Here is a 19,771-nt window from a genome sequence, read left to right as displayed (position 1 = left end):
TCTATCTCGGCCGCATCCTCGTGGTGCTCGTGCTCATCATAGTTTGATGCCATTTGGGACCCGCCCTGCTACGATGTAGAAAAACGCTCCGCCGCTAGAAAGTTCCTCCAAGCCATATTAAAAAATTCTTCGCTCCCACCGCCGGCGAGCACACTTTTTCGCATATCGTCCCTATCAAACGGGCCGATTTGCTCATCGCGCCATCGATCATCCGTATTGGCGGCGGTACGCTCCTCGTCCCTGCCATATGGCGGCACACTGTACGCAGCCTTGTCTGACAACCACACGACCAGGTTCTGCTCGGCAACCATACCGGGAAGCTGTGCCCTAATAAACTCCGATCCCTTGCCCCGACGTGGCCGTCCGATGGCAAACCGCCACGCCATTTCTGAAAGTCGAACAACGCGCTCAGCGACTGCTTGGCGAGCATTCCGTTCAATGGCAACGAGCCACTGCATTTGCTCGACACAGACAACGAGCCCGCCCGGGCACGTAATTCGTACCATTTCCTGACTTGCCGCCATTGGCTCATTCAGATGGAGCAGCAAGGTGTGACGAGTAGCCATGTCCACACACGAGTCAGCCAAAGGCACTTTAGTCGCGTCACCTTGGAAGGCCTGAACTGTTGCAGGTGAGGCCCCAACAGCCAGCAAACGATTCACATACTGGGAAAGATAGGTCTCCTCGCGGTCGATGCCAGTGATGTGTGCATTTGGTGTGAGACGCGCGTAGATCAGTGCACTCCAATGTCCAACACCGCAACCGATGTCAGCTACGGAATTGAATATCCTGCCCTGATCCTCACTGATCAATGGATCTATAAGCTCGCAACGATGACGTTTTAAGCTATCAAGCGTCCCCGCCCCATCGTCTCCCATCAGACGACCATAGCCAACAATGTCAGCAGCGAATATGGCGCTCAGTCGGTGTTCCAAACGGCCCCAACTCTTTTCTCATTTGAAGCATGTTGGTAGGGCAACGGGCTGCGCCGCCGTCCATCTGTCACAGGCGTCAGCCATTTAAGTGGCACGCGGACATATGGCCCGATGCGATTTCTCGCCTTACGGGCACTTCCGTGTGACCTCTATCCATTGCGAATGGACAGCGCGGATGGAAATGGCAGCCTTGCGGAGTGTTAAGGGGACTGGGCAGCTCTCCTTTGACCACCTGAAACCTCCTTTTTGTAGACTCAATGTGGGGCACTTCAGCCAGCAAAGCTTGCGTGTAGGGATGGTTAGGACGTCGGAAGATCTCGTCGACTGGAGCTTCTTCCACAATGCGACCGAGGTACATGATAGCTACGCGGTCTGAAATGTGTTCAACGACACCGAGGTCGTGGCTGACAAAAAGATAGGTGAGATCGAGCTTGTAGCGCAGTTCCATGAACAGATCACTTGGCGGCTTTCCAGTTCGAGACGATTGCTCCGCCACCTCGGACTGCATAAACCGCAGTCATGTGCCGAGGCGTGCCACTGCTGTCGCAGCGGTCAAGCCCACGTCAAACAATGGGACACTTTTGGCAGACGGCTCAATCGGCGGGCTCTTTTTGTGAAGTAGTTTGGACAAGTGAAAATTCCCTCTTGCAGGACGTTGAGTGCTGGGCTAGTCTTGGATACCAACGGAACTCTAGTGCTTGTAGCATTTACATATGACCGGTGTCACGCAACCGACGCATTGTAAATGGAACTAATGGTGAGGAACGGTCATGGATGCGCCTGCAGCAAATGCGGTGAATACAGCTGGCGCGAGGTAGATTGTTCAGCGTGGATATTCCGTGCAGCTTGTCCGAACCGGGCCCAGCTTGCGGACCTGCCGGAATGCAGGATCGGAAAGTCTGTGCTCAGTTACACGTCGCAAGCTGAAACCAGAAGCGGTATGTCGGCGCGAGGGGACAAGTACAATGCAAGCGCCTTTGGGAGGGTGACCATGAGGTATAGTACCAGACGATTCCACGGTTCAGCTGCCGATTTTACCCGACGCCAGCTGCTCGCAAGATTGAGTGCAGCTGGCGTTGGCATCGCGGTGTCCTCGACATTGCCCAGGACAGCCTTTGCGTCTGACGAAGCCGTCTTCTTGGGCTATGGAGGGTATTGCATCCCCGAGCTCCAGACGGCCTACAAAGCGAAGTATGGTAGCGATCCGGTCATGATGCCGGTCAATGACGGTGAGGAAGCTTTCCAGAAGATCCGAGCCGGCTTCAAATTCGATGTCGCATATCGCTGCAATGACGATATCCCGAGATGGCGTGAAGCCGGGATCATCCAGCCGCTTGATGTAGCTCGTCTCAAGAATTGGCCTGACGTTATGACGCAGTTGAAAAACATCCCTACGGGGGTTCATGAAGGAAAACACTATTTCGCTCCCTTCGATTGGGGCGTGACCTCATTCACCTACCGGACCGATCTCGTGAATCTTGGCTCCGAGGGGGAAACGTGGAAGATCTTGTGGGATCCGCAGTACAAAGGAAAAATCGCTCTTGTCGATAACGTTTTTGACATCTGGAAGAGCGCGATGCTCTATGCCGGAACGGAGGGCACGGATGATGAATCGATAGCGAAAGTCGCCGCAGCTCTTAGAGAACTCCGTCCAAACGTGCGACTGATCTCAGCCGATACGACCACTCTCGCTCAAGCTATGGCCTCGGGCGAGGTCGTGGCAGCTGTGACGTGGGCGGATGTCCCGAAGCTCCTGATCGATCAGGGCATTCCCGTGCGCTATGCGAGCCCGAAAGAGGGGGTTCAAGTGTTTTCGTGCGGGCTGGTTCTGTCAACGAAGGTCACGCATCTGGACAAGGCGTACGACCTGATCGACGGCATGCTATCGCCCGCGGCAGGTGACCACCTGATTAACAGCTTCGGCTACGGCCATTCCAACGTAAGGTCGTTCGCGAACATCTCCGAGAAGCAGCTCGCTGCGGTCGGTATGGCGAAGGACCCCAGGCCGATCTTGGAGACAGGGCAATTTGCTGCGTCTTTCACATTAGCGGAATCGGCGAAGATCAACGAGGAGTGGGCGAAGATCAAGGCCGGGTTTTGATGTCCGACAAGTTGTGGCTGTGCCGGTCCCTACGCGACATTCGATCCCAGAATCGCCGCTGAGGGAGATAATTGTACGCGAATACCGGAAATCATCAACGGCTTCAATTCTCACAGGTGACCAATGACTTCCATCGATTCTGTAATCTTGTTTGAGCCCGACCAAATCGCCCCAAGCGAAGAGTTGGTCGACAACCCCAACGTTCTGTCTGCGCCTTACCGCACCAAAACCTGGAAGCACTTTTCAAATAAAGAAAGTGGTGCTTCTGCGGGTATGTGGGAGAGTGATCCCGGAGCGGAGACATATACCAGCACACAGGATGAACTTTGCCATCTCATAGAAGGTTCCCTTCGTCTGATCGATACGGCAGGCGCGGCAAAAACCTTCAGTGCCGGCGATACATTCGTGATCCCAAAGGATTTTACCGTCACTTGGGAAAACGTAACGAAGGTACGGAAAGCATACGTGATTTTTTAGATCATATCTGATGTTCATCTGCGCGCGGGACGCCGCCGCGGTCCACCGCGCACAATGCGTCGAAATGTGCAACGCAGAGGTTTCCGAGCGTGGGTCGAGCACTAGCCAGCGTCGCCTGAGGACGGCACGCACAATCGAAAATCCAGCCTGCCGCGGTGCAAGTAAACGGTGCGATTGCGAGCGCGCCGAAGGTGAGCGAGAGAGTTAACCATGATAAATAGCGATAACCCATATGCCTTGCTTTTCGAGCCCTTGAAGATCGGCCCCAAGCTCGCGCGCAATCGCTTCTACCAGGTGCCGCATTGCAATGGCATGGGGCGCAATTACCCAAGTTCGATGGCGAGAATGCGCGGCGTCAAGGCGGAGGGTGGCTGGGCGGTCGTCTGTACCGAGCAATGCGACATCCATTGGACCAGCGATGTGAGCGGAGAGATCCGGCTTTGGGACGATCGCGATATCCCGTACCTCGCACGCATGGTCGATCAGGTGCATGAGCACCAATCCCTCGCTGCCATTGAACTCGTTCATATGGGCAACTATGGCAATTCCTACAGCCGGGAGCCCATGATGTCGCCTTCCGGACAGGCGGGCCAAACGATCCATCCAGGTTACGCGCGTGCTATGGATAAGGGGGATATTCGAGATCTCCGTCGATGGCATCGCAACGCGGCGCTTCGGGCAAAGAAGGCCGGCTATGATTGCGTGATCGTCTACGCCGGCCACGATCTTTCGATCGCACAGCATTTTCTGTCGCGCCGTCACAATCACCGCACCGACGAATATGGCGGCTCGCTAGAGAATCGGACGCGGCTCTTGCGCGAGCTCATCGAGGATACGAAGGAAGCGATCGGCGACACCTGCGGAGTGATCGTTCGCCTCGCGGTCGATGAAATGCTTGGCGAAGCGGGTATCGTTCATGACCAGGAAGGGCAGGAAATCATATCTCTGCTCGCGGAATTGCCGGATCTTTGGGATGTCAACTGCAGTAAATGGGAGAACGACTCGATTACTGCGCGTTTCGCCGAGGAAGGATTTCAGGAACCGTACGTGTCCTTCGTCAAGAGCATCACCACAAAACCGGTGGTCTCTGTTGGTCGGTACACTTCTCCCGACCGGATGCTTTCGCTGGTCAAGCGTGGCATCCTCGACATGATCGGCGCCGCACGCCCCTCGATTGCCGACCCGTTTTTGCCGGAGAAGATCCGGCAGGGGCGTGTGGAAGACATTCGCGAGTGTATAGGCTGCAACATCTGCGTCGCATATTCCAGCATTCCTGTACCGATGCGCTGTACCCAAAACCCCACTGCCGGCGAGGAGTATAGGCGTGGCTGGCACCCAGAATACATCCCGTCGCGAGATTCGGACGATCGGGTCCTTATCATCGGGGCTGGTCCTGCTGGCCTGGAAGCCGCGATGTCGTTGGGCAAGCGTGGATACGAAGTCGTCCTGGCCGAGGCTTCTTCGGAACTGGGCGGCCGCGTTGCCCGCGAGTGCAGGTTGCCGGGGCTGGCAAGCTGGGGACGTGTCCGCGATTATCGCGCCTATCAATTGTCTCAGATGAGCAACGTCCAGGTGTTTCGGGAGAGCAGAATGGATGCAGGCCTGATCTTGGATATGGAGTCTTCCATTGTGGCCATTGCGACGGGTGCAACTTGGCGCAGAGACGGTGTAGGCCGCGGGCAATACGAGCCTGTTCCCGGCTGGGATCGCGGCAACGTCTATACGCCCGACGACATTATGGCAGGGGTGGAGATCAAGGGTCCCGTCGTCGTCTATGACACCGATCACTACTATATGGGCGGTGTCATTGCGGAGGCCCTCCGAGCAAAAGGTCTGCCGGTGACACTTGTTACCACCATGCCCGTAGCTTCTTCATGGACCGAGTGGAATCTGGAGCAAGGTCGTATCCAAATGCGCCTCCATGGGATCGGTGTTGAAATCGTACCGCTTCACTCGTTGAAGGCGATAGGTTCGGACAATGTCACCCTTTCCTATGAGTACACCGGGATTGAGCGACAAATTGAGGCCGTATCTGTCGTTCTGGTCACGACCCCTCTTCCAGATGATGCGCTCTATTTCGACCTGGTCGGCCGCAAAGCAGATTGGCATCGGCATGGTTTAAAAAAGGTCGCCCGCATCGGTGATTGCTACAGCCCCGACACGATTGCGCAGGCCGTGTGGTCCGGACATCGTTTCTCGCGCACGCTAGGTGAGCCAGAAGCGCAGAATGACGAAGTGCCATTCAAGCGGGAAGTGGTCGAATTAGCGCCGGACTTCACTCCAAGTTAGCAGACCGGGGTCGGAACAAGAGCGGTGCGATATCGTAAGCTCTCATGAGCGGTATTGGTTTTCCAGGCGTATTTAAACAACCCCCTGGCCAATTGATGTAGCGCAAGTCAGCCATCGAACGTAGATCATGGCGACAATTTTTTCATGGTCGGCAATCAACTTCACCCAGGCATTTTGCAACCCGAACTAAAAGTTGCCAGCTGCGATCGGACAAGGTGGTAGTCACCGTTGGTGATCGGAGTTTTTCGATGATAACGAAGGGCGATCGTGCCTGGTTGGCTGATGTCAAGGACAGGAAGCTACTGCTGACCCTGCTTCGTTCCGCCCAACAGATGACAGTGAACGCCGTATCGACGCACGGAACGAAAACGCGGTACAATTATTCGTTGGCCGGATCATCTGCCGCCTTGAAGGCCATAGAGAAATGTCAATGAAACTTGGAGGTCGTCGTTTGGCAACTGTCAGGGGCTAGTTTGAATGCTCATGTGAATTGAGACGCTTTAATTATGGCTCAGCTGTTGCAGAACTCTTCTTGGGATGTTGGCATGAAGCCGTGCACGATTGGCTGATCCACTGAAAACTCCAGCGATTTACCATCCTTTCGCGCGACAGGATAGTTCTGCAACTACCGTTCAGATTTCCGGCGCCCTTCCGGTCCCGTAAGGCACCTTCCGTCCCCCCATACCGGCACACGCGGATATTGGCTTGCTCGGCATGCCCGACAAAGCCTTCCAGCATGGAGAGGCGCGAGGGATATTCATCAATGGTGGTGAAGTCTCGTCGCTCGTACGGCCGGTGTTCTTCCCAGAGCTTGGCGGCAAGATGTGCCATGGAAAATTCTACCACGAGTGACTACTATGCGGAATCCGGCGGGGGTGTTCGGAAGCTCTGCTGGTGTTTTGCGAGAAGTGCTTTGAACCCATGGAACATATGAGCTGGCAGATAAAATCGTTTGATTGCATGGGATTCCATCCGCTCCGGTATGAGCGTCGCGGAGGTTGGAGCCATTTTCGGCACCCCTGAGAGGACAAGGAAACGTCTTCGAAGCGGAAGCCTGACTGAGATTAGAAGAAGCCGTGCGCCGATAGTAAGGTATGCACATGATCAGTTCAGCGAGATTGAAGCCTTTTATGACCTCCCCGACGTCACCTACCAAGGAATTGCTTTGTTCGAGGAAAATGGCCTGGAGGTACTGAGAACATCGGAGCGGTTGAACGGTGGTGCCCTCGAATCTGTAGGAATTGTGGTTTTCGCGAGTCTCGGCATCACCACCGGACAGGTGGATCGATCCGGTCGTGACCAGCACTCTTGCATCAATGCAAGCTAAACGCGCGGCTAGATGATCCGGCAGGTGTCGATATGACGCTATGTCGTGACCGTCCTTCCGTCATCGCGTTCAGACACGGTTTATGAAATGAACGCAAGCATAAGCTGGATCCCGTTTCATTTATTTGATGTCGCTTCAGCGCCACGAAATTTACACCCGAAATTCGCGCTCTGAGTTTTCGGACAATCTGCGTGAGTTTTGCATCAGTAGACTATCAATAACTCCGACAAACCGATATAGCACTTGACGAGTTGGCGTGGAGCATTCCGTGACAAGACAAGAGATGCCGACCGAGCAGGAGCAGCGGCGCAGCGAAGGCAACAATGCCCCCCCAACCATGGCGGATGTCGGACGAATTGCCGGCGTATCCGCAATGACGGTATCGCGCGCACTCAAGGGCAATTCCTATATCGCCAAGGATACGCTGGAACGCATCCGGGCAGCGGTAAACCGGCTCGGCTACGTCCTCGACCAGTCGGCCGGCAGCCTGTCGTCGGGCCGCAGCGGCTTCATCGCCACCATCGTCCCGACGATCGACAATTCGAACTTCGCCGATACCGCGCGCGGTATCACTGACACGCTGGCGCAGACAAGCATGCAACTGCTACTTGGCTATACGAACTATTCGGTCGAACGCGAGGAAGAGCTGATCGAGTCCATGCTGCGGCGACGTCCCGAAGGCATCATCCTGACCGGCGGCAAACATACACCGAAAGCGAGGAGCATGCTCTCGAATGCCAGCATTCCGGTCATCGAGACATGGGACATGCCGGAGGATCCTGTCGATACGGTCGTCGGTTTTTCCAACGCGGCTGCAATGGAAGCACTTGTCGGCAGTCTCATCGAAAGGGGATATTCCAAGCTCGGCTTCATCGGCGGCTCGGAACAGGCCGATACCCGCGGCTATCAGCGGCGGATGGGTTTCGAGCAAACGCTTGCCAGGCACGGTCTCGATAATTCGCGGATAGTTGACATCGAAGCTGTACCCATCCGAATGTCGCATGGAGGGGAAGCGATCCGGCAGTTGCTGGTGCGTTTTCCCGATACGGATGTCGCGGTCTGCGTATCGGACCTTCCAGCCTTCGGTGCGATCATGGAATGCCGGAGAATGGGGCTGGTCGTGCCGCGCGATATCGCTATCGCCGGCTTCGGCGATTACGAAATCGCCTCAGTATCTGAACCAGGCATCACCACGGTCAATGTCGACAGTTACGGGATCGGTGCACAAGCCGCCGGGCAGATGATTGCAATGTTGGAAAATCGCAGCGCTGCGGCGACCATTAAAACGAACTATGACGTGCTGCTTCGCGGCAGCACGTCATAGTTTTTATTTGGATCAGAAGCTGAGCTGAACCTTCATCGAGCGGCTGCGGTCGCCCGCAACGTCGAAGGCTTTCACCGCATCGGCAACCGGATAAATCTCGGACAGCAGCGGCGAGAAGTCGACGCGCTTCTGGTTGATGAGATCGACGGCCTGTCCGAATTCCTCGTGGAAACGGAAAGTACCCTTCACTTCGATTTCCTTGGCAACGATCGTGTTCTGCGGCAGCGAGACATTGCCAGCGAGGCCGAGTTGCACGAGAATGCCACACGGTTTGAGCACTTCCAGGCCCGAGAGCACAGCGCGTTCATTGCCAGACGCCTCAAAATGAACGTCGAAATAGCCCTTGTTAGCCGTATAGGCGTTTAGCGTTTCTGGCTCGGATGCGACATTGATGGTGCGGTCGGCGCCTATAACCCGTGCTTTTTCCAAAACAGCATCCATCACGTCCGTTGCGACGACTTCGCATGCGCCATGCAGACGCGTGGCAATGATTGACAGGATACCGATCGGACCGCAGCCGGTAACCAGCACCCGCTTGCCCTGTAGCGAACCGGCGCGGGAGACCGCATGCAGCGTCACAGCGAAGGGCTCGGCGAACGCCGCCTCGTTGATGGAAATGCCCTGGTTCACCTTTTGGCACTGCCACGCTTCTGCGACCAGACGCTGGCGGAACGCACCCTGAATATGCGGCATCGGCATGGCGCTGCCGTAAAAGCGCATGTGGAGGCAATGGGTCTGCTGGCCCTTGAGGCAGTAGTCGCAGCTATTGCACGGACGGCTCGGCGAGACGGCGACACGGTCGCCGACGGCGAGATGGGAGACGCCATTTCCAAGTGCCACGACGCGGCCGGCGACCTCATGTCCGAGGATCATCGGCTCGCGCACCCGCACGGTACCGAAACCGCCGTGATGATAATAATGCAGGTCCGAACCGCAGATGCCACCGGCCTCGATGGCGATATCCACCTGGCCGGGGCCGGCTGTTTCGGCTTCGCGCTCCTCGACCCGCAGGTCCTTGGCGGAATGAATGACGACGGCTTTCATGACGCGACCTCAAATGACCGGGGTGGGAAGCGGTTGACCGGCAAAATGGGCGGCCAGATTATCACGGACAAGCTTCCCCATCGCCTTGCGCGTCTCGATCGTGCCCGATGCGTGGTGCGGCTGGAGCAGCACGTTTTCGAGCGTCAGAAAGCGCGGATCCAGTTTGGGCTCGCCCTGGAATACATCAAGCGCTGCGGAGCCGAGCGTGCCGTTTTCGAGCGCGTCGAGCAGTGCCGCTTCATCGATATTGGAAGCGCGCGAAATGTTGATCAGCATGCCTTCCGGGCCAAGTGCCTCGATGACGCTTTGCGAGACGATGTGATGGGTCGCGGCAGAGGCGGCCAGTGTCACGAACAGGAAGTCGGAATGTACGGCAAGAGCAACAGGATCCGCAATGAACTTCATGCCCTCGGCATAGGGCTTTTCTGATACGTCGCTATAGGCGATGTCCATATCGAAGCCACCCAGGCGCTTTGCGACTTCGAAACCGATACGGCCGAGACCGAGAATGCCTGCCTTGCGGCCCCAGACCTTGCGCTGCAGGGGATATAGCCCCTTGGCGACCCAGCTTCCATCCTTGACCCACTGCTCCGCGCCGATCATGCCGCGCGACTGGCAGAGCATCATGGCGACGCCCAGGTCCGCAACGTCGTTGGTCAGCACATCAGGCGTATTGGTGACGCGAATGCCACGGGTGCGGCAAGCATCCAGATTGACCGCGTCGTAACCGACGCCGTAGACCGCAACGATCTGCAGATTGGGCAATCTGGCGATCAGTTCGGCCGAGGCGCCGAGTTCGCCGCGCGTTGCGATTGCCGTTACCTGCTTCGCCTCGCTTTCGATGAAGGCATCGCGGTCGCTCGCCTCATAGAGCTTGCTCACGGCGTAGCTCTTTTCGAGCTCCACCATGTCCCATTCCGGATAAAGACCGATGACGAGGATCTGCGGTTTCATTTCTCTCTCCTGAGTTGTGTTTTTGATTGCTTATGTTATCGATAACATCTATGTCAATGAGAAACGACCTTATGGACCGGGAGGATTTTCTGATGTCATTTCCGCTGTTCGATCTGACGGGTAAAACCGCGCTGATCACCGGATCGAGCCAAGGCATTGGCCAGGCCCTGGCGCGCGGGCTTGCCGAGCATGGTGCCACCGTCATTCTCAACGGCCGCGACGAGACCAAGTTGAATACCGCTCTCAAGCAGCTTATCGATGACGGCTTTACGGCGCATACCGTTGCCTTTGACGCCACGGATCCCGCTTCGGTTGCCGCCGGCATCGACCGGGTTGAGGCCGAGATCGACCCGATCGACATCCTCATCAATAATGCTGGTATGCAGCACCGCTCGCCGCTGGAGGATTTTCCGATCGACAAATGGCAGCAGCTTCTGACCAGCAATATTTCCAGCGTGTTCTATGTCGGCCAAGCCGCTGCCCGCCACATGATTGCACGGGGCCGGGGCAAGATCATCAACATCGCCTCGGTGCAGAGCGAACTCGCCCGTCCGGGCATCGCGCCCTATACAGCCACCAAGGGCGCTGTCAAAAACCTCACCAAGGGCATGTCCACCGACTGGGCCAAGCACGGCCTGCAGATCAATGCCATCGCACCCGGCTATTTCAAGACCCCGCTCAACCAAGCGCTGGTCGACAATCCGGAATTTTCCGCATGGCTGGAAAAGCGGACGCCGGCCGCCCGTTGGGGCAATGTTGATGAACTCGTCGGCGCTGCTGTTTTCCTGTCCAGCAAGGGCTCCTCTTTCGTGAACGGACACACCCTTTATGTCGATGGCGGCATCACCATCAGTCTCTGAGGCAAATGTCGCCCGACGTCCCATCGTGGTGATGGGCGTTGCCGGCTGCGGCAAGAGTTCGGTCGGTACACGCCTCGCCGAGGCACTCGGCCTGCCTTATCAGGAGGGTGACGATCTCCATCCGCAGACAAACATCGCCAAGATGTCGAAAGGTACACCGCTCGATGACGAGGATCGTTGGCCCTGGCTCGACCGCATCGGCGAAATTCTGGCAGCGCACGCTTCGACAGGTATCGTTCTGACATGCTCGGCACTGAAGAGGGCCTATCGCGACCGACTGCGCGCAGCAGCCGGCGAGGACCTGGCTTTCGTTTTTCTGGATGGCGACAGATCATTGCTCATCCGGCGCATGGGCAATCGCGAAGGCCATTTCATGCCGATCAGTCTTCTGGAAAGCCAGTTCTCGACGCTGGAGAGGCCGGATGAGGAAGTGGGTGTCGTGGTTGTCGATATCAACAATACGCCGGAAATGATTACCGGTCTGGCGATCGGCGGGCTAAAGAACGGCCCCGCAACGGCTTAAAGCAAAAGGGCGACCCGCATGGCCGCCATTTTGCTTGCGCTGCCAACTGAGTGGGCTTTGATCACGCTGAGGAAAGCCCCCTCCTTTGTTTTATATATCAACGATAAGGCCCTTGGCTTTCAGCACCGGCTCCAGCTTGCTGACTTCGATGACCGACGTTCCAGCTTTGTAAGCCTTGATGAAGCCAGCCTCAGCATCTTCGCGCGCTTGCGACAGCTTTGCCACTTCGGCGACTTCGTTGCGGCGCACGACGACGAGACCATCGGCATCACCAACGATGATGTCGCCTGGATTGATAACCTCACCGCCGACAATGATGGAATCATTGGTCGTGCCGAGGGTCTCCTTGACGGTACCCTTGATGCAGACGCTCAGCGAAAAGACCGGGAAGCCCAGATCGCGCAGTTGCAGCGTGTCGCGCACGCCGGTGTCCGTGACCAGACCGCCGATGCCCTTGGCAAGGCAGGCATTGGCAAGAACGTCGCCGAACGAGCCGGCTTCTTCGTATTCGCCTGCGGAAACGACGATGATATCGCCCGGCTTGGCATAGTTGATCGCCAGCTGCAGCATGATGTTGTCGCGCGGCGAGGATTTCACCGTGAAGGCCGGGCCGCACAGTTTCATGCGGTAGTCGACGGGCTTCAGCTGCGATGACAATGCGCCTCGACGGCCTTGTGCCTCGTGAATGGTGGCGGGCGAGAACTTCGCAATTGCCGCCAAATCCTCCTTGGAGGGACGTTCGGGAATATCTTTAATGTGGGTCATTGAATTCTCCTCGGGCCATAGGCAAACCACACGGCGGCAAGGCCGCTGCCGGTAATTTTCGATTGCGGTTGAATTGAAAACAGAAGGCGCTGTGCGCCGCCACATTACGGAATCGGATCGAACTTCAGCTCGGAGAGCGGAACGACCTTGTCGGTGCGGGTCATCTTGTATTCGGTGCCCTGGCCGAGCCACTTGTCCCAGATCTTGTTGATCTCTCCATCGGCATCCAGCTTGCGCAGGATTTCGTTAACCTTGGCGGTCAGCGCGGGCTGGTCCTTCTGCATGCCGATACCGATCGGCTGATACAGCATCGGCTCTTCGATCATGCGCATTTCCTTGCCGCGGGTCTTTGACTCGTTGACGAACTTGGTCGTCGTCATCGTGTTGGCGACCATGCCGCGCGCCTTGCCCTGCTGCACGGCAAGATAAGCGGAAGCGGTATCCTGGAACGTCAGCGGCTCGGACTTGTTGAGCTTGATCGACATTTCCGAGGTGGACCCCTTGGCCGAGGCAATACGCTTGCCGACGAAATCAGCCTTGGCGTTGCCCTCGTCGGTAGTCGGAACGATCAGCATTTCCTTGGCGAGATAATAGGGATCACTGAACTGGATCTGCTCAGCGCGGCTCTGCGTATAGGCAAGGTTGGCGACTGCGATATCGACGCGGCCGAGCTTGACTTCTGGTACGCGGGCTTCGACCGAAACCGGCTTCACTTCCGCCGTCACACCAAGTTCCTTGGCGATTGCGTTGCACAGGTCGACGTCGAAACCGGCCATTTCACGGGTCTTCGGATCCGGCGCCGAGAATGGCGGCACGTCAGCGAAAGTTGCGCAGCGCAGCTTCTTGACCGACAGGATGTCGGCAAGCTGGTCGGCTTTGGCGGTCGCGACGGCAGCGGTGCTGGCGACGAGCGCTGCGAGAGTTGCTAATTTCCAGTTCATTTGCTGTTCTCCATTGTTATTTTATATGGCAGGCAGTCAGTGCCGCAGATCAGCAAGAAAACGCTGAGCGCGCGGATGTCGTGGATTTTTGAAGAAGTCTTCGGGATGCGCAGTTTCGAGGATTTCGCCCGCGTCGATAAACCAGATCCGATCAGCGACGTCGCGGGCAAAGCCCATTTCGTGGGTCACGCACAGCATCGTCATGCCGTCGGCCGCCAGGCTTTTCATCACACTCAGCACTTCACCGACCATTTCCGGATCGAGCGCGCTGGTCGGTTCATCAAACAGCATGACCGGTGGCTCCATGGCAAGCGCGCGGGCAATGGCCACGCGCTGCTGCTGGCCACCAGAAAGCTGGCCGGGATAGGAATTCGCCTTGTCGGCCAGCCCAACTCGGTCGAGCAGTTTGAGCGCCTTGTCGTGAGCAATATCTGCCGACACACCCTTCACCCGGATCGGCGACATCGACACGTTTTCAACGACCGAGAGATGCGGGAACAGGTTAAAACTCTGGAACACGAAACCAATACGACTACGCAGCTTGTTTAGTTCGCTGCTGCGCATCGGCGCATGGATATTCTGGCCCTCGAAGCTGATGCTGCCGCTGCTGATCTCTTCCAGCCGATTGACGGTACGGATCAGAGTTGACTTGCCAGAACCGGACGGACCGCAGATGACGACCACTTCGCCGCGGGCCACCTCGGCGTTGATATTTTTCAGCACCGGATAGTCACCATAGCTCTTGAAAACATCGGCAATGCGGATCGCCTGGGCAATCTGCGGTTCGGACACTGAGGTGTTCATAGCTGCTCCGTAATGGTCTTGAGAGACACGGCCTCGACCGGAAAGCGGACATTGCGCGGCCCGGCACGCCGGCACGTAATCCGCCGCTCGACGCTGTTAGCGACATAAGTCAGGCTCCAGCAGAGGATGTAGTAGACCGCTGCAAGAATGAGGAAGACCTGGAAAGGCTGTGTCAGAAGCTGATTGTTTACCTGGCTTGCAGCAAACGTCAGGTCGGGCACGTTGATGACGTACCCGAGCGTCGTATCCTTGATCGTAGACACGAAGGTAGAAATCATGCTCGGGATCATGTTGTAGAGAGCCTGCGGCAGAATAACGAAGCCCATGGCGCTCATGTAGCCGTGACCGAGTGCCCTTGCCGCATCCATCTGCCCTTGCCCCAGCGATAAGATGCCGGCGCGGACGACTTCGCTAAGAAAAGCGCCCTGGTAGATGACCAGCGTCACCAGCATGATCAGGAAGCTCGGCACGTCGGCGCCGGTCCACAGCGGTATGACGAAATAGCACCACAGGATGAGCATCAGAAGCGGCACGCCGCGGGTGACATACACGAGAGCAGTCACTGGCCAGCGCAAGAACCACCACTTCGAGAGACGGGCAAGCGCCATAAGGATGCTGACTGGAAAAGCAAAAGCGATCGCGAGTGCCGACAGAATCAGCGTGTTGGCTAGGCCTCCGAGCGCGCCGTTCGGGTACTGGCCGATCAGAAGCAGTAACCAGTAATCCTGAATGATGGTGATGAAATCATGGATCATGCGCGTGCCCTCCGCGCCGGATCGGCTCGCATGGCGATGTAGGCACCAATCCCCATGATGATGAGCGAGAAGAACAGGTAAGTGACCGTGCCGATCATGTAGATCTCGAAGGTCCGGAAACTGATGTTCTCGATTTCCTTGACCGCATGGGTCAGTTCAGGCGCACCGATGACAATCGCAAGACTGCTGTTCTTGAATAGCGAGACGCTGTGGTTGATCAACGGTGGCAGCGCATTTCGTACGCCCTGCGGCATGATTACGAAGCGCATGGCGGAGGCGTAGCGGTGGCCCAATGCCTGTGCCGCCTCCATCTGGCCGGGGCTGATCGAGCGCAGACCCGAGCGAAGGTCTTCGCTGAAATAGGCAGCCTGGCAAAGACCCAGACCAATCACCGCAAAAATCGCCTCCGCATTGTTGTTTGCCAGCCAGTCGGAAAGACCCTGCGGCATCAGCGTGAAGATGCCGAAATACCAGAGCATCAGCTGCACCAGCGTCGGCACATTGCGGTGGTAGGAAACATAGGCTGCGACGATCGGTTCACCGATGCGCAGCGGGGAGAGGCGCAGGGTCAGAAGCAAGATGGCCAGCGTCATCGCCAACAGCCAGGAACCGATATAGATGATGAAGGTCATCTCGACGCCATGCACAAGCATCGAGATATATTCCCGATTGGTCAGGATTGCCGAAAGATCAAACCCGCTCACCGCTTGGAACCTTCGGAACCGGCAGGAGGCGTCTGCGGTTTAGCCGTTTGCAAACCGCCCATGACCTGAAGCGTCGGCGTGATTTCCATATGCCCGATATTCATTGCGACTGGCGCGGCAATTGCGAAAGCGATCGCATCGGCGATGTCGGAAGCCTGCGGCAGCTCAAAACCATCAATGAACCGCTCACGTATCGAGGGATCGTTGCCATGGACATGATTGAAGATATCGGTCGCGACACGGCCGGGGCAGATTTCGGTGACCCGGACCCGTTTGCCGAACGTGTCAATGCGCAACTGGTTCGACAGCATGGCAACACCGGCCTTGACGGCATGGTAGATCGAATTGCCGCCGAAATTATAGTTGCCTGCGATGGAGGAAATATTGACTACGTGACCGCGATCACGTTCAGCCATGCCCGGTACGACCATGCGGCAGAGATGCAGAACCGCGCGCAGGTTGACGTCGATCAGCAGATCGATATCGCCATCTTCGGATTCCAGAAATTTCTTAGGACGATCGACACCGGCGTTGTTGATAAGGACGTCAAATGCCACACGGCCGGTCAATTCGGCCAGCGCTTCCCTGTTGGTGACGTCGATTGCATGGGCGATACAGCCAGTACGTTCGGAGAGCTTGCGAAGTGGTTCAGCGCTACGGGCTACTGCATGGACTTCCAGCCCTTCGCGGCAAAGCCTTTCCACGACGGCAGCGCCTATTCCCGATGAGGCACCAGTCACCAGAGCAGTCTTGTAATCGGAAAATGGCATTAAGATCCCCTTTGTTGAGATGAGACTAGCGAAGCTTTGTTGACTTGCCTAAGACCGATTAGTTTTGGGCTAATAAGGAAGCGTTATGGCGCGCGTGCTGCTTTGCGGCCGAAGCGATTTGCACGTTACAAATCAATCAGCTAAGGTTTTTTGCCAACGACTGCACGGCAGATTGCATAAGCATTGTGGGCGCTTCAATCATGTGATCCAGCAAAGGCAACATCGACCAGAATGGATATCCGGCGCCTCAAATCCTTCATCGTCATAGTCGACAGCGGCAGCATCACACGTGCTGCCGACATCCTGCATCTTGCTCAGCCGGCGCTGAGCCAGCAGCTTGCAGCGCTTGAGGATCATTTTGGACAAAAGCTTCTGCTCCGCAGCCAGCAGGGTGTGACGATGACCGATGCCGGTCAGGCGGTCTATCGCCACGCGCAGATCATCTTGCGGCAGATGGAACAGGCACAGTTCGATGTCGCCACCGCCAGCCAATCCCTGGCCGGACGCGTTTCCGTCGGTCTCGTTCCCTTCAGCAGCGCGGCGACACTGTCGGTTGAACTCTTGGCAGAAACACGAAAGCGGCATCCGGGGATATTGCTGCATCTAACCGAAAGCGTCGGCCAGACCTACAGCCAGATGATCATGAACGGTCGTCTGGAAATGGCGCTTATCCACGGTGTCGGTCCGATCAAGGGCGTTCGCTTCGAGCCGCTGCTGAAGGAAGAGTTCTTTCTCGTCGCCCATCCGGACTTTGCTGTCGAGGCAAGCGATGCGCCGGTTCCCGCAACGGCACTCGACGGCCTGCCATTTCTGATGCCGCCCGCCTATAATTTCGTACGCCGTGCGGTCGATACCGCGTTTTCGCGCAGCAAGATTAATTTGAAAGTGGTTGCGGAAGTCGAAATCGTCCGGACACTCGGCCGATCGGTCGACAGGGCGCTGGGGGCCACGATCATGCCCAAGGCGATTGCCGATCGGCTGATTGCCGAATCCAGCGAGAAGCTGATCTGCCGCCTCGTCTCCCCGCGTATCGAAGAGACCTTGTCACTTTGCGTTTCCGACCAGACGCCGCTGTCGGAACCGGCGATTGCGGTCAAAGACATTCTCATTGAGCTGACGGCCAGGCTGAAGCCCTGACCGTCAGAACCGGTTGGAAAACGGTTACTTCATCTCTTTGCAGTACTGGGCGATGCGGTTGCAGCCCTCTTCCAGCATTTCCATGCTCGTTGCGTAGGAGATGCGGAAATACGGGCTCATGCCGTATGCCGCACCCTGTACGGTCGCAACATGGTGTTCCTCTACTAGACCCATGACGAAATCGACATCGGTTTCGATCTTGCGGCCACCCTTGGTGGTCTTGCCGATCAGTTCGGACATGTTCGGGAAAATGTAGAACGCGCCTTCCGGCTTGTGGGCGCGCAGGCCATCGATTTCGGCCAAACGGCCAAGCACGTAATCCCGGCGCGTTTTATAGATGGACGAACGTTCCTGCAGCAGATCCTGCGGGCCATCCAGAGCTGCAACAGCTGCTGCCTGTGTCAGCGTAGAGGTACCGCCACTGTTCTGGCCGTTAACGTTGCTGATCGCTGCAATGAGATCCTTCGGCCCGCCACAATAGCCGAGCCGCCAGCCGGTCATGGCATAGGCCTTGGAAACACCGTTCATTGTCAGCACACGATCATAAAGACGCGGCTCGACTTCGGCGATCGTGCAAAACTCGAAATCGTCATAGACGAGGTGTTCGTAAATGTCGTCGGTCAGGATCCAAACATGCGGATGGCGCAGCATGATTTCGGCGACTGCCGCCATTTCGGTGCGCGAGCAGGCAGCACCTGTGGGATTGTTCGGGAAATTCAGGAGCAGCCACTTGGTACGCGGCGTGATGGCTGCATCCAGATCTTCGGCGCGTAGCTTGAAACCGGCGTTTTCCGGGCAAGGCACCGAGACCGGCACGCCACCGGCGAATTTGACAATATCCGCATAGCTGACCCAGGAAGGCGCCGGGATGACGACTTCGTCGCCCGGATTGCAGGTGGCTAGCATGGCGTTGAAGATGACCTGCTTGCCCCCGCCCGAGACGACGATCTGGTCCGGTTCGTAGCTCAGATTGTTCTCGCGCTTGAACTTGCGGATGATGGCCGCTTTCATGGCTGGCGTGCCGTCCATGGTGGGGTATTTGGTATCGCCCGCCAATGCCGAAGCGTAGGCTGCTTTAATGGCATGGGGTGGGGTCGGGAAATCCGGCTCGCCGGAGGACAGGCTGACAACCTTGATCCCTTGGGCGGCCAGTTCACGCGCACGCTGCGTCATCGCAGCGGAAGCGGAGATGGAGACATTCTTCAAACGATCGGTAATGGCAGGCATGGTCTGATCTTCCAGTTTGCAATCTTGGTGAAAAAGAAACCAGCCGACGGCGTTAGCCGACGACATCCGATGCAGGCGCAAGCGCGCCACCGGCGGCTTCGATCTCGCTGCGGACGATCCGCGCCAGCTCAAGAGAACCTGGCGTATCACTGTGAACGAGGATCGACCTGGCCGGCATGGCTATGGTCGTCCCGTCGATGGCCTCGACGGTTCGGTCGACCAGGAACTGCCGAACGCGGGCGCGCACGGCGTCCTCGTCCTTCACCAGCGCACCCGGATGTCCCCGGGCGACCAGACGGCCTTGTGCATCATAAGTCCGGTCGGCGAGAAACAAAAGTAATGTCTTAAGCGAGACGCGCTTGGCGGCGGCTTCGATCTCGCTGCCCGGCGTGGCGAAGATGATAAGCTGTGGATCGACAGTGCAGATCGCATTCATCATCATATCTGCCAGCTTCGGGTCGCGGTTGACCATGTTGCCCATAGCCGCATGAAAACTGAAATGAGCGACGCGCTGGCCTTCGCTGGCCGAAATAGCCTTCAAAGCGCCAAGTTGGTAGAGCATCTGCTGACGCAATTCGTCGGCGGAATAGGGAATTTCGCGGCGGCCGAAACCGGCGCGATCCGGCAGGCCGGGATGGGCACCGATACCGACGCCGTTTGCCTTGGCCAGCCGCACCATACGCGCCATCGTCTCGGGATCGCCGCCATGGAAACCGCAGGCGATATTGGCCGAGGAGACCACCTTCATCATCGCTTCATCGTCGCACAAGCTGTAGGGCCCGAAACCCTCGCCCATGTCGGAATTCAGATCGATCTTCATTCATTCCTCCTTCG

At 57.1% G+C, this 19,771-nt stretch carries 19 protein-coding genes and 1 pseudogene; 8 read left to right on the top strand and 12 right to left on the bottom strand.

Annotated elements, in window-relative coordinates:
* Nucleotides 1–68 precede the first annotated feature (68 nt).
* Entirely contained in the window at nucleotides 69–878 is an 810-nt protein-coding gene (locus AC6CHM_RS23095; RefSeq protein ID WP_498175344.1) for a class I SAM-dependent methyltransferase, read from the bottom strand.
* A gap of 133 nt (nucleotides 879–1,011) precedes the next feature.
* Nucleotides 1,012–1,392: pseudogene (locus tag AC6CHM_RS23090) on the bottom strand (oligopeptide/dipeptide ABC transporter ATP-binding protein); the annotation flags it as partial.
* A 753-nt stretch (nucleotides 1,393–2,145) separates the two neighbouring features.
* Here AC6CHM_RS23090 and AC6CHM_RS23085 point away from each other — a divergent pair.
* From AC6CHM_RS23085 to AC6CHM_RS23065, 5 genes are all read left to right on the top strand, one after another.
* Nucleotides 2,146–3,036, top strand: coding sequence for an ABC transporter substrate-binding protein (locus tag AC6CHM_RS23085; protein ID WP_498175291.1), 891 nt, complete (start codon nucleotides 2,146–2,148; stop codon nucleotides 3,034–3,036).
* A 123-nt stretch (nucleotides 3,037–3,159) separates the two neighbouring features.
* Nucleotides 3,160–3,513 carry a cupin domain-containing protein gene (locus AC6CHM_RS23080; protein ID WP_498175289.1) on the top strand — a complete coding sequence of 118 codons (354 nt, stop codon included), beginning with the start codon at nucleotides 3,160–3,162 and terminating at the stop codon, nucleotides 3,511–3,513.
* Between the two features lie 210 nt (nucleotides 3,514–3,723).
* Nucleotides 3,724–5,802: an oxidoreductase gene (locus AC6CHM_RS23075; RefSeq protein WP_498175287.1), complete on the top strand. Its 2,079-nt coding sequence runs from the start codon at nucleotides 3,724–3,726 to the stop codon at nucleotides 5,800–5,802.
* Nucleotides 5,803–6,516: 714 nt separating this feature from the next.
* Nucleotides 6,517–6,654 (top strand): hypothetical protein, encoded by a 138-nt coding sequence (locus AC6CHM_RS23070; protein ID WP_498175285.1) that lies wholly within the window; start codon nucleotides 6,517–6,519, stop codon nucleotides 6,652–6,654.
* 758 nt (nucleotides 6,655–7,412) lie between these two features.
* Entirely contained in the window at nucleotides 7,413–8,453 is a 1,041-nt protein-coding gene (locus AC6CHM_RS23065) for a LacI family DNA-binding transcriptional regulator (protein WP_498175342.1), read from the top strand.
* A 12-nt stretch (nucleotides 8,454–8,465) separates the two neighbouring features.
* Here the strand turns inward: AC6CHM_RS23065 and AC6CHM_RS23060 are convergent, their stop codons facing one another.
* Both AC6CHM_RS23060 and AC6CHM_RS23055 read right to left on the bottom strand, forming a co-directional pair.
* Nucleotides 8,466–9,497: an L-idonate 5-dehydrogenase gene (locus AC6CHM_RS23060; protein WP_498175283.1), complete on the bottom strand. Its 1,032-nt coding sequence runs from the start codon at nucleotides 9,495–9,497 to the stop codon at nucleotides 8,466–8,468.
* A gap of 9 nt (nucleotides 9,498–9,506) precedes the next feature.
* Entirely contained in the window at nucleotides 9,507–10,451 is a 945-nt protein-coding gene (locus AC6CHM_RS23055; RefSeq protein ID WP_498175281.1) for a 2-hydroxyacid dehydrogenase, read from the bottom strand.
* A 92-nt stretch (nucleotides 10,452–10,543) separates the two neighbouring features.
* Between AC6CHM_RS23055 and AC6CHM_RS23050 the strand changes: the two genes are divergently transcribed.
* Nucleotides 10,544–11,311 (top strand): SDR family oxidoreductase, encoded by a 768-nt coding sequence (locus AC6CHM_RS23050; RefSeq protein WP_498175279.1) that lies wholly within the window; start codon nucleotides 10,544–10,546, stop codon nucleotides 11,309–11,311.
* Entirely contained in the window at nucleotides 11,280–11,834 is a 555-nt protein-coding gene (locus tag AC6CHM_RS23045; protein ID WP_498175277.1) for a gluconokinase, read from the top strand. Before AC6CHM_RS23050 ends, AC6CHM_RS23045 begins: the two co-directional genes overlap by 32 nt.
* A 90-nt stretch (nucleotides 11,835–11,924) precedes the next feature.
* Here the strand turns inward: AC6CHM_RS23045 and AC6CHM_RS23040 are convergent, their stop codons facing one another.
* The 6 genes from AC6CHM_RS23040 to AC6CHM_RS23015 form a co-directional block, all read right to left on the bottom strand.
* Complete coding sequence (locus AC6CHM_RS23040; RefSeq protein WP_498175275.1) at nucleotides 11,925–12,599, bottom strand: 4-carboxy-4-hydroxy-2-oxoadipate aldolase/oxaloacetate decarboxylase; 675 nt, start codon at nucleotides 12,597–12,599, stop codon at nucleotides 11,925–11,927.
* Nucleotides 12,600–12,703: 104 nt separating this feature from the next.
* Complete coding sequence (locus AC6CHM_RS23035) at nucleotides 12,704–13,540, bottom strand: ABC transporter substrate-binding protein (RefSeq protein WP_498175273.1); 837 nt, start codon at nucleotides 13,538–13,540, stop codon at nucleotides 12,704–12,706.
* A 36-nt stretch (nucleotides 13,541–13,576) separates the two neighbouring features.
* Complete coding sequence (locus AC6CHM_RS23030) at nucleotides 13,577–14,344, bottom strand: amino acid ABC transporter ATP-binding protein (RefSeq protein ID WP_498175271.1); 768 nt, start codon at nucleotides 14,342–14,344, stop codon at nucleotides 13,577–13,579.
* Nucleotides 14,341–15,099, bottom strand: coding sequence for an amino acid ABC transporter permease (locus tag AC6CHM_RS23025; RefSeq protein ID WP_498175269.1), 759 nt, complete (start codon nucleotides 15,097–15,099; stop codon nucleotides 14,341–14,343). Before AC6CHM_RS23025 ends, AC6CHM_RS23030 begins: the two co-directional genes overlap by 4 nt.
* Nucleotides 15,096–15,803 (bottom strand): amino acid ABC transporter permease, encoded by a 708-nt coding sequence (locus tag AC6CHM_RS23020; protein WP_498175268.1) that lies wholly within the window; start codon nucleotides 15,801–15,803, stop codon nucleotides 15,096–15,098. The genes AC6CHM_RS23025 and AC6CHM_RS23020 overlap by 4 nt, the downstream gene beginning before the upstream one ends.
* Nucleotides 15,800–16,573, bottom strand: coding sequence for an SDR family oxidoreductase (locus AC6CHM_RS23015; protein ID WP_498175265.1), 774 nt, complete (start codon nucleotides 16,571–16,573; stop codon nucleotides 15,800–15,802). Before AC6CHM_RS23015 ends, AC6CHM_RS23020 begins: the two co-directional genes overlap by 4 nt.
* Nucleotides 16,574–16,804: 231 nt before the next feature.
* On the opposite strand from AC6CHM_RS23015, the gene nac reads away from it, so the two are divergent.
* The gene (gene nac / locus AC6CHM_RS23010) at nucleotides 16,805–17,710 is read left to right on the top strand and encodes a nitrogen assimilation transcriptional regulator NAC (RefSeq protein ID WP_498175263.1); all 906 of its coding nucleotides are present in this window, start codon (nucleotides 16,805–16,807) and stop codon (nucleotides 17,708–17,710) included.
* Between the two features lie 24 nt (nucleotides 17,711–17,734).
* Here nac and AC6CHM_RS23005 read toward each other — a convergent pair whose 3' ends face one another.
* Both AC6CHM_RS23005 and AC6CHM_RS23000 read right to left on the bottom strand, forming a co-directional pair.
* Nucleotides 17,735–18,937 carry a pyridoxal phosphate-dependent aminotransferase gene (locus tag AC6CHM_RS23005; protein ID WP_498175340.1) on the bottom strand — a complete coding sequence of 401 codons (1,203 nt, stop codon included), beginning with the start codon at nucleotides 18,935–18,937 and terminating at the stop codon, nucleotides 17,735–17,737.
* A 52-nt stretch (nucleotides 18,938–18,989) separates the two neighbouring features.
* On the bottom strand, nucleotides 18,990–19,757 hold the full coding sequence (locus AC6CHM_RS23000) for a 5-oxoprolinase subunit PxpA (protein ID WP_498175260.1): 768 nt from the start codon (nucleotides 19,755–19,757) through the stop codon (nucleotides 18,990–18,992).
* Between the last annotated feature and the right edge of the window lie 14 nt (nucleotides 19,758–19,771).

The organism is Phyllobacterium sp. GQ127 (genome assembly GCF_059758635.1).
The sequence above is the reverse complement of the archived record's forward strand: the minus strand, read 5'-3'. Positions and strand labels throughout refer to the sequence as shown.